The 498-nt window shown below is 69.5% G+C and carries 1 protein-coding gene; it reads right to left on the bottom strand.

Annotated features, from left to right (window positions below; translation table 11 throughout):
• Positions 1–498 (bottom strand): Plug domain-containing protein (locus MOV74_RS40210; RefSeq protein ID WP_246933110.1); only part of this gene is annotated, 498 nt, incomplete at both ends.

Below are 498 nucleotides of genomic sequence, written 5' to 3'. Positions count from 1 at the left end.
CTCGCGAGCGGGGCCTTGGTCGGCAGGCCGTAGGTCTGGAACGACGGAGCGCAACTCGGCATCGCGTCCGGGATCCGGTTGTTGGTCGCGCTGACGACGCCGCCGATCGAGGTGGAGCCGTAGCGCAGCGCGGCCGGCCCGCGCACCACTTCGATCTGGTTGGTCGCGAGCGGATCGATCGGGACGAAATGATCTTCGCCGAGGTCGGAGGCGCCGCTGGAATTGGTGCCGTTCTCGACGATGCCGACGCGGTTGACGTCGAGCCCGCGGATGATCGGCCGGCTGGAGGCGCCGGGCGCAAAGCTCGAGCCGGTGATGCCGGGCTTGGAGAACAGGAGATCGCCGAGCTGGCCGCCGCCTTCGCGGCGGATCTCCTCGTTCGGCACCACCGTGACCGTCGCGAACTGATTGGTCACGATTGGCAGCACGCCCTGCTGGGGCGCGGCAGGTACTGGGGCTGCCGGCGTTGCTTCCGCCGTTTGCTCGCGGTTGCGCACC

Origin of the sequence: Bradyrhizobium sp. SHOUNA76 (assembly GCF_023006445.1) — a bacterium.
Classification (GTDB): domain Bacteria; phylum Pseudomonadota; class Alphaproteobacteria; order Rhizobiales; family Xanthobacteraceae; genus Bradyrhizobium.
This window is presented reverse-complemented; position numbering and strand designations above follow the sequence as displayed.